The organism is Stenotrophomonas nitritireducens, from assembly GCF_001700965.1.
GTDB lineage: Bacteria > Pseudomonadota > Gammaproteobacteria > Xanthomonadales > Xanthomonadaceae > Stenotrophomonas > Stenotrophomonas nitritireducens_A.
In genome coordinates, this window is sequence record NZ_CP016756.1 from 770,840 (window position 1) to 785,212 (window position 14,373).

At 64.3% G+C, this 14,373-nt stretch carries 16 protein-coding genes; 13 read left to right on the forward strand and 3 right to left on the reverse strand.

The window, feature by feature from the left end; translation table 11 throughout:
- The first annotated feature begins 26 nt into the window (after positions 1-26).
- Positions 27-623, forward strand: coding sequence for a class I SAM-dependent DNA methyltransferase (locus BCV67_RS03415; protein WP_062166481.1), 597 nt, complete (start codon positions 27-29; stop codon positions 621-623).
- An 82-nt stretch (positions 624-705) separates the two neighbouring features.
- Positions 706-2,019, forward strand: coding sequence for a polyhydroxyalkanoate depolymerase (locus tag BCV67_RS03420; RefSeq protein WP_062166482.1), 1,314 nt, complete (start codon positions 706-708; stop codon positions 2,017-2,019).
- A gap of 228 nt (positions 2,020-2,247) precedes the next feature.
- On the opposite strand, the gene BCV67_RS03425 is transcribed toward BCV67_RS03420, so the two are convergent.
- Both BCV67_RS03425 and BCV67_RS03430 read right to left on the reverse strand, forming a co-directional pair.
- On the reverse strand, positions 2,248-3,246 hold the full coding sequence (locus BCV67_RS03425; protein ID WP_062166483.1) for a sensor domain-containing protein: 999 nt from the start codon (positions 3,244-3,246) through the stop codon (positions 2,248-2,250).
- The gene (locus tag BCV67_RS03430; RefSeq protein ID WP_057628513.1) at positions 3,246-3,608 is read right to left on the reverse strand and encodes a PadR family transcriptional regulator; all 363 of its coding nucleotides are present in this window, start codon (positions 3,606-3,608) and stop codon (positions 3,246-3,248) included. The genes BCV67_RS03425 and BCV67_RS03430 overlap by 1 nt, the downstream gene beginning before the upstream one ends.
- A 153-nt stretch (positions 3,609-3,761) precedes the next feature.
- Here BCV67_RS03430 and BCV67_RS03435 point away from each other — a divergent pair, with 153 nt between their 5' ends.
- The 5 genes from BCV67_RS03435 (at position 3,762) to BCV67_RS03455 (ending at position 7,351) form a co-directional block, all read left to right on the forward strand.
- Positions 3,762-4,667, forward strand: coding sequence for a peptidylprolyl isomerase (locus tag BCV67_RS03435; RefSeq protein ID WP_062171376.1), 906 nt, complete (start codon positions 3,762-3,764; stop codon positions 4,665-4,667).
- Between the two features lie 155 nt (positions 4,668-4,822).
- Positions 4,823-5,149 (forward strand): metalloregulator ArsR/SmtB family transcription factor, encoded by a 327-nt coding sequence (locus BCV67_RS03440; RefSeq protein WP_057628515.1) that lies wholly within the window; start codon positions 4,823-4,825, stop codon positions 5,147-5,149.
- 101 nt (positions 5,150-5,250) lie between these two features.
- Positions 5,251-6,573: a DUF2867 domain-containing protein gene (locus BCV67_RS03445; RefSeq protein ID WP_231732446.1), complete on the forward strand. Its 1,323-nt coding sequence runs from the start codon at positions 5,251-5,253 to the stop codon at positions 6,571-6,573.
- Positions 6,574-6,694: 121 nt separating this feature from the next.
- The gene (locus BCV67_RS03450) at positions 6,695-7,096 is read left to right on the forward strand and encodes an OsmC family protein (RefSeq protein WP_062166485.1); all 402 of its coding nucleotides are present in this window, start codon (positions 6,695-6,697) and stop codon (positions 7,094-7,096) included.
- Between the two features lie 6 nt (positions 7,097-7,102).
- The gene (locus tag BCV67_RS03455; protein ID WP_065868030.1) at positions 7,103-7,351 is read left to right on the forward strand and encodes a hypothetical protein; all 249 of its coding nucleotides are present in this window, start codon (positions 7,103-7,105) and stop codon (positions 7,349-7,351) included.
- 93 nt (positions 7,352-7,444) lie between these two features.
- Here BCV67_RS03455 and BCV67_RS03460 read toward each other — a convergent pair whose 3' ends face one another.
- Positions 7,445-8,236 (reverse strand): DUF4349 domain-containing protein, encoded by a 792-nt coding sequence (locus BCV67_RS03460; protein ID WP_062166487.1) that lies wholly within the window; start codon positions 8,234-8,236, stop codon positions 7,445-7,447.
- 319 nt (positions 8,237-8,555) lie between these two features.
- Here BCV67_RS03460 and BCV67_RS03465 point away from each other — a divergent pair, with 319 nt between their 5' ends.
- From BCV67_RS03465 to BCV67_RS03490, 6 genes are all read left to right on the forward strand, one after another.
- Positions 8,556-10,358, forward strand: coding sequence for a DUF885 domain-containing protein (locus BCV67_RS03465; RefSeq protein ID WP_062166488.1), 1,803 nt, complete (start codon positions 8,556-8,558; stop codon positions 10,356-10,358).
- Between the two features lie 260 nt (positions 10,359-10,618).
- Positions 10,619-11,218, forward strand: coding sequence for a hypothetical protein (locus tag BCV67_RS03470; RefSeq protein WP_084743376.1), 600 nt, complete (start codon positions 10,619-10,621; stop codon positions 11,216-11,218).
- 203 nt (positions 11,219-11,421) lie between these two features.
- On the forward strand, positions 11,422-12,426 hold the full coding sequence (locus BCV67_RS03475; RefSeq protein ID WP_062166490.1) for an NAD(P)H-quinone oxidoreductase: 1,005 nt from the start codon (positions 11,422-11,424) through the stop codon (positions 12,424-12,426).
- A 116-nt stretch (positions 12,427-12,542) separates the two neighbouring features.
- Positions 12,543-13,124 carry a TMEM175 family protein gene (locus BCV67_RS03480; protein ID WP_062166491.1) on the forward strand — a complete coding sequence of 194 codons (582 nt, stop codon included), beginning with the start codon at positions 12,543-12,545 and terminating at the stop codon, positions 13,122-13,124.
- Positions 13,125-13,283: 159 nt separating this feature from the next.
- On the forward strand, positions 13,284-13,739 hold the full coding sequence (locus BCV67_RS03485) for an iron chaperone (protein ID WP_062166492.1): 456 nt from the start codon (positions 13,284-13,286) through the stop codon (positions 13,737-13,739).
- Positions 13,740-13,803: 64 nt separating this feature from the next.
- Positions 13,804-14,301, forward strand: a complete 498-nt coding sequence (locus BCV67_RS03490) for a hypothetical protein (protein ID WP_156455748.1) — start codon at positions 13,804-13,806, stop codon at positions 14,299-14,301.
- The last annotated feature ends 72 nt before the right edge of the window (positions 14,302-14,373 follow it).

A 14,373-nucleotide genomic window follows, 5' to 3' on the forward strand; every position in this document is an offset into this window, starting at 1 on the left:
TTCGCTCATCCGCACAAGACACGCACATGCAGGACAAGCAGTACGACGCCGACTACTTCCAACGCTGGTACCGCCGCGACGATATCGGTGGCCCGGCGCGGCTGGCGCGCAAGGTGCAACTGGCCGTGGCCGCAGCCGAGTACTACTTGGAACGCCCGATCCGCAGCGCGCTCGACATCGGCGCCGGCGAAGCGGCCTGGCGCGCGCCGCTGCTGAAGCTGCGGCCCAAGCTGCAGTACATGGGCTTTGACAGCAGCGAATATGCAGTGCGCCGCTACGGCCGTACCCGCAACCTGCACCTGGCCACCTTCGGCGACTTCCAGTGGCTGCGGCCCTGCGCGCCGGTGGACCTGCTGGTCTGCTCGGACGTGCTCCATTACGTGCCCAGCCGCGAGCTGCGCCAAGGCCTGCCCGGCCTGGCCGAGCTGTGCAGCGGGGTCGCCTTCCTGGAGCTGTTCACCGCCGAGGACGAGTTCCATGGCGACCATGATGGGTTCCAGCAGCGCCCTGCCCGCTGGTACAAGCGCCAGCTGCGTGAAGTGGGCTTCCGCGCGGTTGGTTCGCACTGCTGGCTGGCGCCGGCATTCAGCGAAGACATCGCCGCACTGGAACGGGCCGACTAAAGGCCAATACCTCGCTTAACGCCTGATCGGCCATAGTGCGTTATGCTGCACAGCATCATATGACTGTACATATTGGGAAATCATGCTTTATCAACTGCATGAATTGACCCGCAACCTGCTCGCGCCCTGGGTTCACCAGGCGCAGGCCAATGCGGCGTTCTTCAATAATTCGGGCCACTGGTGGTCGTCGATGCCGGGCGCTGACCGCTTCGCGGCAATGAACGAGCTGTTCCACCGCCTTGGCAAGGATTACGAGAAGCCCGAGTGGGGCATCCACGAGCTGGAGCTTGACGGCGAAATCGTGCCGATCGCCCAGCTCACCGAGGTCGAGAAGCCGTTCTGCAAACTGCTGCGCTTCAAGCGCCACAGCAACGAAACCTCCAAGGTAGAAGCGCTGCTCGCCCAGCCCATCGTGCTGGTGGTGGCGCCGCTGTCCGGCCACCACGCCACCTTGCTGCGCGACACCGTGCGCACCCTGCTGCGCGACCACCGTGTCTACGTCACCGATTGGGTCGATGCGCGCATGGTGCCGGTGGAACAGGGCGAGTTCGGCCTGGACGACTACATCGAATACGTACAGGAATTCATCCGCCACCTCGGCGCCGACAATGTGCACGTGGTCAGCGTCTGCCAGCCCACCGTGCCGGTGCTGGCCGCAGTGTCGCTGATGGCCAGCCGTGGCGAAGCCACGCCGCGCTCGCTGGTAATGATGGGCGGCCCGATCGATGCCCGCTGCAGCCCCACCGCGGTCAACAACCTTGCCACGCGCAATCCGATGTCGTGGTTCGAGAACAACGTCATCCACACCATCCCGGCGCCGTATCCGGGCCAGGGCCGCCGCGTCTATCCGGGCTTCCTGCAGCACGCCGGTTTCATGTCGATGAACCCCAGCCGCCACCTGATGTCGCACTGGGATTTCTATACCGACCTGGTCAAGGGCGACCTTGACGATGCCAATGCGCATCGCCGTTTCTACGACGAATACAACGCCGTGCTGGACATGCCGGCGCAGTTCTACCTGGACACCATCCGCGTGGTGTTCCAGGAATTCCTGCTGCCGCGCGGCGAGTGGTATGTGCGCGGTGAGCACGTCGATCCGTCGGCCATCCGCGACACCGCCCTGCTGAGCATCGAAGGCGAGCTGGACGATATCGCCGGGCTCGGCCAGACCGAAGCCGCACAGGCACTGTGCACCGGCATCCCGGCCTCGCGCCGCGACCACTTCATCGTTGAAGGTGCCGGCCACTACGGCATTTTCAGCGGCCGCCGCTGGCGCGAAGTGGTCTACCCGAAGATGCGCGACTTCTTCAGTGCGCAGTCCGCACAGCCGGCCGCCAAGAAGCCGAAGAAAGCCAGCAGCAACGTCACCCCGCTGCGCCGCCGCGCCCAGCGCTGACAAGCGTAATGCCGAGCCATGCTCGGCATCAGCCTTACCGGTAACGCCGAAAAAGCCGCCCTCACCCCAGCCCCTCTCCCGCGAGCGGGAGAGGGGCTAGCACCGGTAGTGCCGAGCCATGCTCGGCAGCGGCTTTACCGCGAAGGCCTCTGCCGAGCATGGCTCGGCACTACAAAAAAACAAGGGCGCCAGCGGCGCCCTCGCCTGCTTTCACTCACTGCAGCTGGCTTACAGCCGCACCAGCAACTGCTTGGCCATGGCGCCGTGCAACTTGCCGATGCCGCGCGCCAGATGCAGGGTGCCGAATAGCAGCAGCACACCCACGCCAACCGATACCGGCCACAACCAGAACGCATCGCCGACGTTCACGCCATCGATCCATATCCCGACCGGCAGATTGGTCACCAGTCCCACGACCGGGGCAAATACCAGCGCCAATGACGTCGACAGCAAGGTCGTTGCCAGAGTGAAGTACAGAATGCCCAGCGGCAGCATCAGTACGAAGTACAGCATCGTCAGCAAAGTGCGCCCATCCGAGAACATTGCGCCGATGCGCTGCAGCCAACCCTGGCTGCGATCGGTATAGGCCGGCCGGCGCGGCATGCGCACCCCGAGCATGGTTTCGATGATGCGTCCTTCAACCAGCGACAACACCCGCACCGAGCCCAGGAACAACAGCAGGATCGGGATGCCGATGATCAGGATCAGCAGCGATACCGACAATGACAAACCAGTCACCACCCAGGTGAAGAAGAACGTGCCGGTGGCGAGCGACAACAGCATGTAGAACAGCGCGCCGTAGGTATGCGGGTCCAGCGCCACACCGAAGAAGCGGGCAAACAGGGAACGCGGTGCAGGCGCGCGGACCGGCGCAACCGCGCTCGGCTCGACAGGCGAGGCAATGGCGTCGGCAGCCGCCACTGACACCGCCGGCGCCGGCCGTGCGGCTGGCCGCGGCGTACGCAGTGCGCGGTTCACCGTCACTTCGGTTTCGCGGTAAATCTCGGCAACTTCCTCCGGCGCGCCATAGCTGCCGGCAACCCCGGCAATCACGTCGGCCTCGCTCTTGCCCGGCTGCTCGGCCAGCTCCGAACGCAGGTATTCCTCCGCGTCGTATAGCGCATCCTGGATCATCGCCGGGTCCGCCCCGCTCAAGGCAGCACGCAGTTGCTCCAGGTACTCGGGGATGGTCGTGGGCAGCGGTCGTGCGTTGTATTCGGTGTTCATCACTTGATTCCTTCCAGTACCGACTCGACCGAGTCGCGGGTGGCATTCCAGGCAGCGATCCACTGCCGCAGCGCGGCGCGACCGTCGTCATTGATGCGGTAGTAGCGCCGTGGTGGTCCCGCCACCGATGGCTCCACATGACTTTCCAGCAGGCCGGCACCCTCCAGGTTGCGCAATACCGGGTACAGCGCGCTCTGCTTGCCGCTCAGCACCCCATCGCCGACCCGCTCCAGCTCCTTGGCGATCAGATAGCCGTACAGCGGCTCCGGCGCCTTGGCCAACACCGCCAGCAAGGCCAGCGACACCGTGCCTGTGCTCAATTCCTTCTGGAACTTGCGCAGATGCGCATCCAATTCAGTCATGGCCTTCGCTCCTGCCAACTAGCCTGAAGCAAACACTAGTGTTTAGTTCGCTATAGCGAATGTGCCGGTAGTCACCCTTACCGCCGTCACGGCGCTGGCCGGCACGCCGCGCAATCGCGCAGAATCGGGCTACACCCAACTGGAATGCGCCCGATGACGCTACGCCCCTGCCTGCTCGCGCTGGCCCTGTCGCTGTCCCCGCTGCCGCTGCTGGCCGCTGACGCCCCCGCCAAGTACCGCAGCGCGCAGGAGATCATCGACGCCGCGCCGACCAGCGACTGGCACAGCCCGGCCGCCGAAAACACTGTGTACATGGACCTGGAAGGCGGCCGCGTCATCATCGAACTGGCCCCGCAGTTCGCGCCCGAACACGCTGGCAACATCCGTACCCTGGCCAAGCAACACTTCTGGGATGGCCTGAGCATCTATCGATCGCAGGACAACTTCGTGGTCCAGTTCGGCGACGCCGATGCCGACGATGCGGCCAAGGCAAAGTCGATGGGCGGCGCCAAAACCCACCTGCCGGCGGAATTCCAGCGTCCCGCAGCGGGGCTGGATTTCACTGCGCTGCCCGACCGCGACGGCTGGGCTGCCAGGACCGGGTTTGTGGGTGACTTCGCCGTTGGCAGCGACGGCCAGAACGCCTGGCTGGCGCATTGCTATGGCGCCGTCGGCGCGGGCCGCAACAACGAGGAAGACAGCAGCCTGGGCGCCGAACTCTATGTGGTCACCGGCCAGTCGCCACGCCAGCTGGACCGTAACATCACCCTGGTTGGTCGCGTGCTCAAGGGCATGGAACTGCTCAGCACGATCAAGCGTGGGCCCGAGCCGATGGGCTTTTATGAGGACGCCGCGCAGCGTACGCCGATCAAGGCGATCACCCTGGCCAGCGAATTACCGGAAGCGCAGCGGGTGAAACTGCAGGTGCTGCGCACCGACTCCAAGACCTTCGCCGACGCGGTGGAAGCGCGCCGCAATCGCGTCGACGGTTTCTACAAGCGCGCGGCTGGCCACATCGATCTGTGCAACATCCCGTTGCCGGTGCGGATCATCAAGTAAGCCGGCAACCGCACCTGTAGTGCCGAGCCATGCTCGGCAGGGGCTTGCCCGGTACAGCCCCTTGCCGAGCATGGCTCGGCCCTACACGTGCTTGGCTTGACGTGACTGGATATCCATGCAATTAATTAATTAACGAATTAGTTAATTGATTGACCATGCCCGCTGACCAGATCTTCGAAGCCCTCGCCTCGCGCCCACGCCGGGAGATCTTGGCCTATCTGTCGGCGCAGGAGCTCACCGCCGGAGAGATCGGCCAGCGCTTTGCAATGAGCGCACCGGCCATCTCGCGCCACCTGTCGGTTCTGGCAGCTGCCGGGCTGGTGATCAGCGAGCGTCGCGGCCAGTTCGTTTTCTACCGGCTGACCCCCGACAACCTGGTCAATACACTCAGCCGTTTCGCCTTCGAGGTGTGCCCAACGGCCGGCCCGCTGCAGCGCGAATCCCGCAGCAACGCCAAGCGCAAGACCAAGCCCGCTACCTGATCGAACCGAGGCCCCGCATGGAACGCAGTTGCCGCAGTGAACCCGGTTTTCCTCATGTTTCACTCCACAGCAGCGACGGTCGTCGTGCTGTGGAAGTCACCTTGCTGAGTCCGCTCGACGCCGGTGCCGGTGACGCGGTGGCAAGCACCGCAGGCGCGATGCAGGCGCGGCACCCGCACTTCAATGACGCGCTGGATGAGCCGTCGGCGCGGTTGTCAGCGCCCGATCTTGATGTGGGCGACCCGGCGGCGCTCTATACGTTCTCCGTTGGCAGCAACGGCCATCCCTTCCACCGGCACGCGGCACCGCGCCTGTTCACCGCCATCAGTGGCAGCGGCGGCGCACGCCTGCGCTTCATCGCCGCCGATGCCCGCATGGACAGCGCCGAAGAAACCCTCGCCGGCCTGCAGCACGTCGAGGTGCCCGCTGATTGCCTGTTCACCGTGCGCATGGCTGCCAACACCTGGCACCAGTTCCAGCCACTGCATGGCAATGGCCTTCACCCGGCGCTGTTCGCGGTTTCCTGCCATCCGGACGAAACCGCCGGTGCGCTGGATCCGGCCTTGCATGCGCAGGTGATGCGCGGCGACGCGGATCTGGCCAGCCTCACCGAACTGATGCCGGAAACACTGCTGCAGGCATTGCAGCGCACCCAGCAAAGCGCTGCGATACGCACCACCACGCTCGGCTTCGCGCCTGTTCCGAGGCGCACATGGGTGGCCGCCACCTGCACGCAGCTTCGTCAGCCTGCCGAGCGCCTGCGGCGGGCGCTGCTGCAGCGTTTTCGACGTGACGCCAGTGCGCGGCAAGAACTGCCAGCGTTGTCCACACGAAGCATGCTTGCACTGCCGGACGACTCACTGCTGGCCGCGCAACTGACGCAACATCATCACCAGGACTGTGTGCAACTGCAGATCGATCAGCGCTGGCTCCCGGCCATTGGCACCGAGCAGCTGCTGGTACTGCTGCTGACAGCTTTCATGAACCAACCCGCCAGCAGCATCAGCGGCCTGATGCGGCTGCGCAACCTGCTGGCGCGCCCACTGCGGCTGCGCACATCGCCGCTGGGTTGTCCGGTTTCCTCACTGCTGAACGACACACCCGGGCAACGCTTCGCACAGCGCTTCCCGGTATTGGCCAGCGCGTGCAGCGCAGACACGCAGCAGGTGTTGCTGGGCGCCGATGACCGCCACCTGCAGTTCCGCTCCTGCGTCGCGGTGCGTCGCCAGCACGACCAGATCATTTTCAGCCTGTCCACGCGTGTGCGTTGCCACAATGCGTTCGGGCACCTGTACATGGCAGTCGTTGACCCGGTGCATCGCCACTTCATCGCCCCCAAGATGTTGAGGACCGCAGTGGGAGAGCTGCTGGAGGATGCATTGGCGGGCCGCTCCAGCACCGCGACAGCGGTGGTACCGGGCTAGCTGCAGGCCCGTATCCACAACCGCCATCGTTCAGGCAATGGGACAATGAGGGCAATAATCAGCATCTACCGCCACTGCTGATCTGCAGTTACTTTGATGGCTTATTGCACAGGAATTCGCCATGGCCCAGGTCACCATCGAGTCAACCGCCGACAACTACGCCCATCTCATCAGCAACGGCCTGCACACGCTGCTGGCCGACGAGCCACCGCGCCTGGGTGGCAAGGACGCGGGCATGGCACCGTTCGACCTGTACCTCGCATCGCTGGCCGCATGTACCGCCATTACCCTGCGCATGTATGCAGAGAAAAAAGGCTGGGACCTGGGTCAATTCAACGCCGAGCTTACATCCAGCCGCAATGAAGCCGGTAAGCTGCAGGTGCACCGCATTCTTTCCGCTACCGGCACGCTGAGCAGCGAACAATGGGAGCGTTTGTTGGATGTCGCCAGCCGTACACCGGTTACCAAGGTGATGAGCGAAGGTGCAACCATCACCAGCGAACACCGCCCTCCGAAGAGTTGAGACGCCATGTTTACAATTGTTGTGCTGTGGGACGCCAAGAACGCCGAAGTGACGCAATGGGAAGAAATCCCTGCGTTGATCACCTGGAAGGACAGGGAGCTCTCCCTGCGTGCAGGCCCACGCGAGCGCGTGGATGCGGATGGCAACAGCAGCCAGGTGGCGGTGTATCTGCCTGATGAGCTGAACGAAGAAGAGTTCCAGGAACTGTTCGCCGCGCATGAGAAACGCATTCCGGAGCTGCATCTGCACGGCTGATGCAGGCCTTTGTGGGAGCGGCGTCAGCCGCGAAGCTGACACCCTTTCAGGTCATCGGCTTCGCGGCTGACACCGCTCCCACAAAGCCGAGGATTACTTCTTGCGGCGGCGACGCCACCACAGGCGCAGCAACCACGCCAGCACGCCGCCGACCAGCAGCACCGGCAGCAAGCCGGCGGCGATGCGGATCACATACGCCAGGCTGGTGGTGAAGATTTCACCGAAGTCACCGAACGCCTGGCCGATTTCGCTGCGGTTGCGTTGGCTGTTGGTGGATTCGATGTTGATGGTGACCAGCTGCGTATCGATGCGCCGGTGCTGCTGGGCGGCATCGCGGTTGGCCTGCTGCAAGCCGGCTTCAATCTCGGACAGCCGCTGGGAAATCGTCAACAAATCCGCCACAGCCAGATCGCGACGCTGCTGGTATTCGATCAGCCGCGCGTGCTCGGCCTTCAGCCGGTCCTGCATCAGCTGGGTATCGGCAACCTGCTGCGCCAGGTCCTCGGCCTCGGTATTGCGCGTGGTCACCTCGCCCTTGTCACTGGCCAGCGCAATCAACGGCTCCACGCCCTTGGGCGCGACACGCACCTTGATCAGGCCGCTCGGCGTATCGCCGCCCTGCTGGGAGACATTGAGCACCGCACAGTCGCCGTACTTCGCGCTCTGGCAGGCATCGGCCACCGCTTTCACCCGGGGGGCGATGTCCTTGCCCGGCAGCTGCAGCTGCACGGTGTGCTCGTAGGCCAGGAAGGCGCCCTCCGGCGACTGCACCGCATCGGCGGCAACGGCCGCGCTTTCGGCCGACATCTCATGCTTGGCGCAGCCTGCCAGCGCCAGCAACGCGCCCAGTGCCAAGGCCAAGGTCCTTCCGTGCAATTGCTTCATGCTTCCCTGAATCCGGTATGGGGTGGCGGCAGCATAACGACATGGCTGAATACGAAGGCTAAATTTTTGTGCAGGGCGCTGTAGCCCGGGTAAGCGCAGCGCACCCGGGGTTGTAGTTCCTCTGCCGGGCCACTTCCCCGGGTGCGCTGCGCTTACCCGGGCTACACGTATTGGGCCGACTTTGCGGTGGCTGCGTCCACCTGGCGCAGCTTCGGCGCTGCCAACCGCCCAGGTCGGCAAGCTGCCACCAACCAACGGCATGTGCGGCACCGGCCCGCTCCGCCTATGCTCGTCGATTCCCTCAGTAACAGGATCACCGATGCGCAAGCACCTGCTCGCCGCCGCCCTGCTCGCCAGCCTCGCCGGCTGCCAGAGCGGCGAGGCCCCGACCGCTCCGTCCACTTCCGCCGAGCAGGCCGGCCAAGGCCAGGCCGACGCCCAGTTCGCCGAGCTGTCGAAGAAGGCACTGGACACCTGGATGCAGCTATCCCCGGTCAGCGCCACCCAGATCGGCGACCACCGCTACGACAGCCGGCTCGATGACCTCAGCGCCGCCGGCCAGCAGAAGAGCCTGGAGGCCAGCAAGGCCCTGCTCGCCGAACTGGACAAGCTCGATGTCAGCAAGCTCGGCCGCGAGAACCAGGTGGACGCCGCCATCCTGCGCAACCAGCTGCAGTCGGACATCTGGTCCAACGAAACCATGCAGTCCTGGAAGTGGGACCCACAGGTCTACAACGGCTTGGCCGGCAGTGCCATCTACGGCTTGATGGCGCGCGAGTTCGCGCCGCTGCCCGAGCGCCTGAAATCGGCCACCGCACGCATCGAGCAGATCCCGCAGATCTTCGCCGCGGCCCGCGCCAACCTCGACCCGGCACGCGTACCGAAGATCCATGCCGAGACCGTTGCCAAGCAGAACCGCGGCATCCTCAGCCTGGTTGAAACCTTCATCGTGCCCAACATCGGCCAGCTTGAAGCCGCTGACCAGGAACGCCTGAAGACCGCCATCGCCAACCTCACCAAGGCGGTGGAAGAGCAGCAGACCTGGCTGGACAAGACCCTGGTGCCCAACGCCAAGGGCGAGTTCCGCATCGGCGCGGAAAAGTACGACCAGAAGCTCAAGTTCTCGCTCAACTCCTCGCTGTCGCGCGCCGAGATCGGCGAGCGCGCCCGCGCCGAACTGAGCCGCGTGCGCAAGGACATGTACGGCATCGCCCAGGTGGTGCTGAAGGACAAGCCGGGCGCGCCGGAAATGCCGGCCAACCCGACCGATGACCAGCAGCAGAAGGCCATCGAAGCCGCGCTGGAACTGGCCTATGCCGACAAGCCGGCCCGCGACAAGGTGGTTGACGACGCCAAGTCGGCGCTGGACCAGTCCACCGAATTCGTGCGCAAGCACGACCTGATGACCCTGCCCGACGCGCCGGTCGACATCATCCTGATGCCGGAATTCCAGCGTGGCGTGGCCGTGGCCTATTGCGACTCGCCGGGTCCGTTGGACAAGAACCTGAAGACCTTCTACGCGGTCTCGCCGATTCCGGACGACTGGAACGACAAGCAGGTGGATTCCTTCCTGCGCGAATACAACAGCCGCATGATCCACCTGTTGTCCATCCACGAGGGCACTCCGGGCCACTACCTGGAAGGCTGGCACTCGGGCAAGTTCCCGTCCACGTTGCGTGCCGTATTGCGCTCTGGTCTGTTTGCCGAAGGCTGGGCGGTCTACACCGAGCGCATGATGCAGGAACAGGGCTACCTGGATAACGACCCGCTGTTCCACCTGGTGCAGCTGAAGTTCTATCTGCGCACCATTGCCAACGCCATCCTCGACCAGGGTGTGCACGTGGACAACTGGAGCCGCGAGCAGGCCATGCAGCTGATGACCCACGATGCCTTCCAGCAGGAAAGCGAAGCCTCGGGCAAGTGGGTGCGCGCGCAGCTCACCTCGGCCCAGCTGCCGACCTACTTCGTCGGTGCGCAGGAGCACTTCGACACCCGCAAGGCGGTGCAGGACAAGCAGGGCGCCAACTTCAACCTGAAGGCCTACCACGACCAGATCCTGTCCTACGGCGCGCCGCCGGTGCGCTTCGCACGCCAGCTGATGCTGGAGCAGCCGATCGAGTAAGCAACGGCGATTCTGTAAGCGAAGAGCCCGGGCATGTCCCGGGCTTTTCTCTACCCCATCGTTCACCGCAAGCAGGGGATGCCACCACGCAAACGGTCACAGTGAGACATCGCTGGTACTTGTCGCCCCGTTCATACCGCTACAAGATTGCGACATACCGTTCATTGATACGGGAAACACCTCACAACAGCGACAGGGCTGGCAGACATTTGCCACACCCACTTTGGTAAATCAACACGCTGTCCAACCAATGGCCGCACATGGCGAAACTAACCAACGACCTTCCGATGCACGCCGACCATCTTGCCTACTTCAAGATCCTGCTGGAGGGCCGGGCTGACATTTCATGGAACGCGTGGTTCAAGCGCAACGAAGCGGATCTGGCTGCGCGAATGCCGCGTGCCGATTTTCTACGCTTGAAATTCAACAAACTGGACGAAGCCGAACGCTTGCTGCGGCTGGCCGGCATCGACCCTGTCATCTCGCCGCTGGCGAAACGCGAGCGGTACTATGCCTCGCTGCACGACAACGTGCTCGATGCACAAGGCCGTCCGTTGCTGTCGGTCCGCCGCGGCGCCTACGACGGCGCACTGGGGCAGGCCCTAGACGGCCATCTGCAACAGGCCGCCACAACCCTCGGCGGGTTTCTGGAAAAGCTTCAGCAGCAGCCTCGCAACACGCGTCCAGAGATCCTCGCCGATCTATGCTTTGACGGCGAGATGGAACGTGATTTCGGCGACTGCGCCACTGGCGATCTAATGCTCAAGGCGGTAGCAGCGTTTGCCAGCGATGATGACCTGCTCGCCCCCGCAATGGAACGCGCGAAGGCACTGCTTGCGGATGACAGCGACACACGCTGAGCCATGTCCTGCCCCGGCAGGTCGCCCCATTGGCTGGATGCTTGCCGGAACTTCCGGTCGCCGCAAGCAGTCACTGACAAGCCACTGCAATCCAGATCGCACATGCCTACATACAGCAGATAAATTCATATGCACGTTCGTGCCTGCGAACCGGGCCGAACGTTATTGTCGAAGCCTTCGACCCTCACGCTGTCGCAGGCCCGATGAAGATCCCCGGCACGATGCAGTTGATCCAGCTGTCGGCAACAGGTGATGCCAACAATCTACGGCTTGCACACGGTCCAACGCCGAAGCCGCGCAGCGGTGAAGTGCTGATCCGCGTTGCGGCCGCAGGCATCAACCGCCCCGATCTGCTGCAACGGCGCGGCCTCTATCCGCAACCGCCGGGCGCGTCGGAAACACTGGGGCTGGAAATTGCAGGCACCGTGGTCAGGACCGCCGCAGGGATACCGTGGCCGCGCGTGGGCGAGCAGGTCTGCGCCCTGCTGAGCGGAGGTGGATATGCCGAATATGCGACCGCGCCGGCGACGCAGTGCCTGCCCATTCCCGCCCGCCTCGCTCTGCTGGAAGCCAGCGCGTTGCCGGAGACCTTCTTCACGGTGTGGTCGAACCTGTTCATGGCCGGCAACCTGGGCGCGGATGAAAGCATCCTGATCCATGGCGGCAGCAGCGGCATCGGCACCACGGCCATCGCCATCGCCCATGCCTTCGGTGCGCGCGTCATCGTCACCGCCGGCAGTGAGCTGAAGTGCCAGGCCTGCCTGCGGCTGGGTGCAAACCATGCCATCAACTACCACACCCAGGATTTCGTCCAGCAGGTGCGCAACCTTCAGGATGGCAACGGCGTGGATGTGGTGCTGGACATGATCGGCGGACCCTACTTCGCCAGGAACCTGGACGTATTGAACATGCGCGGGCGCATCATCCAGATCGGTCTGCAGCAGGGCTCGGAAGTCATGCTGCCCTTGCTTACGCTGATGCGCAAACGCGCCTCGGTGACCGGCTCAACCCTGCGCCCGCGCAGCGTCGGCGAAAAGGCCGTCATCGCCCAGCAGCTGCGCCAGCAGGTATGGCCGTTGATCGAGTCCGGCAAGATCCGCCCGCCGCTGATCGACAAGGTGTTTGATCTTGCCGACGCAGCGCAGGCACATGCGTGGATGGAGCGCGGCGAGCATATCGGCAAAATCGTCCTGCAGGTAGCGCACTGAAGGCTGCGCAGGGCGCCCACAGCGCCCCACCGCCTGTGTTGCCAACACGCCGCCACCACAGCCGCGCGTGCTAGGTTTCGCCCCAGACAGCGGCGGCGTGCCGCCAGGAGCGGACGATGGGCAAGGGTCGGCTTGAGGCATTCAGTGACGGTGTACTGGCCATCATCATCACCATCATGGTGCTGGAGATGCGGCCCCCGGAAGGCGCCTCGCTGGACGCGCTGCGGCCGCTGCTGACCACCCTGCTCAGCTACATCCTGAGCTTCGTCTACGTCGGCATTTACTGGAACAACCATCATCATCTGCTGCAGGCTTGCCAGAAGGTCACCGGCAGCGTGTTATGGGCCAACCTGCACCTGCTGTTCTGGCTGTCTCTGCTGCCCTTCGCCACGCACTGGATGGATGACTACAACACCCAGCCGTTGCCCACCGCGCTGTACGGCTGCGTGCTGCTGGCGGCAGCAATCGCCTATTGGATCCTGCAGCGCCGCATTGTCGCCGCTGACGGCACGAACTCCCGTCTACAACACGCCCTTGGCAGCGACTGGAAAGGCAAGCTGTCGCCGCTGCTGTACATCAGCGGCATCGCGCTGAGCTTTGTCGAGGTGCATCTGGGGCAAGCGCTGTATGCCATCACCGCCTTGCTGTGGCTGATTCCGGACCGGCGCATCGAACGCGAGCTCGAGCGACGCGATTGATCCGCCAGCGCAGCCGCGCTGTCGCGGCTGCCAGCTGCGACCGCACCGCCATGCTTGCCGCCTGCCATGCCAGCCGGCAGATGCGACGGCCGCCTCGGTTTCACATCTGGCGCCTCTCTGCACGGTATAAACCCAACTCCGCCAGCCCGAGCCGCCGCCATGCCCGACACCAAATCCAAGGCCAAATCCACTGGGTTCACTGCCGCAGAACAGGCCGCGATGAAGGAGCGCGCGCGCGAGCTCAAGGCCGAAGCCAAGACCGGCAAGCTGAAGGCCGATGGTGAGGCCGAACTGCTGGCCAAGGTCGCCGAAATGCCGGCTGCCGAGCAGCAGATCGCGCGCCGCCTGCATGCCATCGTCACCGCGACCGCACCGTCGCTGCTGCCCAAGACCTGGTACGGCATGCCCGCCTATGCGCGCGACGGCAAGGTGCTGGTGTTCTTCCAGGGGGCAAGCAAGTTCGGCTCGCGCTATTCCACCTTGGGTTTCAACGACAGCGCAGTGCTCGATGACGGTCCGATGTGGGCCACGGCGTATGCACTGGCCGAGCTCACGCCCGAGGTGGAGAAGAAGATCACCGCCCTGATCAAGAAGGCCATGCGCACTGCGGGGTAGCAGCCTGCAATAGCCAGCGCCTTGGTGTGCGGCTATCGTGTCCTGCCCGGCAACGATAGAACGCATGTCTCCCTGGACCTGGTTGTTCCCCCGCACACCCGTCGTGTTCAGCAGCCCGCTGCCGCGCGATCAGGCCGTGCAGGCGCTACGCGCCGCCACCGCCCGCGGCAACCTCACCGCCACCGGTACCATCGCCGGCTCGGTGAATGCGGACAAGGTGCTGCTGTATCACCGCCGGACCATGCGCAACTCGTTCAAGCCTCATTTCCGTGGCCGCTTCGTTGCCAGTGCACAGGGCTGCGAACTGCGAGGCGTATTTGCGCCGCCATTGCTGGTCGTCGTGTTCCTGTCGTTCTGGGTGGGTTTCTGCCTGCTGTGGACAGTGGTAAGCGCGACGCAGTTTGGCGAGCAGAATTCGCTGCAGCTGGCCGCGGCAATACCGGGGCTGGTGATGGCCGGCTTCGGCGTCGGTCTGCTCCGGCTGGGCCAGCATCTGTCGGCCGATGACCCGGCGATCCTGTCACGGGTGATCCGGCAAGCCTTGCAGTCTCCTTCTGCCTGATCACAACCGCGAGGGTTCCAAGCGTAAGCCGCGAAGCCACGGCTGCAGCAGCCCGCAAAGAGCTTACCCCTC

Bases quoted from the DNA above. Each gene is read 5' to 3' on its own strand.
- BCV67_RS03415 (WP_062166481.1), top strand. From the start codon at position 27: ATGCAGGACAAGCAGTACGACGCCGACTACTTCCAACGCTGGTACCGC.
- BCV67_RS03420 (WP_062166482.1), top strand. From the start codon at position 706: ATGCTTTATCAACTGCATGAATTGACCCGCAACCTGCTCGCGCCCTGG.
- BCV67_RS03425 (WP_062166483.1), bottom strand. From the start codon at position 3,246: ATGAACACCGAATACAACGCACGACCGCTGCCCACGACCATCCCCGAG.
- BCV67_RS03430 (WP_057628513.1), bottom strand. From the start codon at position 3,608: ATGACTGAATTGGATGCGCATCTGCGCAAGTTCCAGAAGGAATTGAGC.
- BCV67_RS03435 (WP_062171376.1), top strand. From the start codon at position 3,762: ATGACGCTACGCCCCTGCCTGCTCGCGCTGGCCCTGTCGCTGTCCCCG.
- BCV67_RS03440 (WP_057628515.1), top strand. From the start codon at position 4,823: ATGCCCGCTGACCAGATCTTCGAAGCCCTCGCCTCGCGCCCACGCCGG.
- BCV67_RS03450 (WP_062166485.1), top strand. From the start codon at position 6,695: ATGGCCCAGGTCACCATCGAGTCAACCGCCGACAACTACGCCCATCTC.
- BCV67_RS03455 (WP_065868030.1), top strand. From the start codon at position 7,103: ATGTTTACAATTGTTGTGCTGTGGGACGCCAAGAACGCCGAAGTGACG.
- BCV67_RS03460 (WP_062166487.1), bottom strand. From the start codon at position 8,236: ATGAAGCAATTGCACGGAAGGACCTTGGCCTTGGCACTGGGCGCGTTG.
- BCV67_RS03465 (WP_062166488.1), top strand. From the start codon at position 8,556: ATGCGCAAGCACCTGCTCGCCGCCGCCCTGCTCGCCAGCCTCGCCGGC.
- BCV67_RS03470 (WP_084743376.1), top strand. From the start codon at position 10,619: ATGGCGAAACTAACCAACGACCTTCCGATGCACGCCGACCATCTTGCC.
- BCV67_RS03475 (WP_062166490.1), top strand. From the start codon at position 11,422: ATGAAGATCCCCGGCACGATGCAGTTGATCCAGCTGTCGGCAACAGGT.
- BCV67_RS03480 (WP_062166491.1), top strand. From the start codon at position 12,543: ATGGGCAAGGGTCGGCTTGAGGCATTCAGTGACGGTGTACTGGCCATC.
- BCV67_RS03485 (WP_062166492.1), top strand. From the start codon at position 13,284: ATGCCCGACACCAAATCCAAGGCCAAATCCACTGGGTTCACTGCCGCA.
- BCV67_RS03490 (WP_156455748.1), top strand. From the start codon at position 13,804: ATGTCTCCCTGGACCTGGTTGTTCCCCCGCACACCCGTCGTGTTCAGC.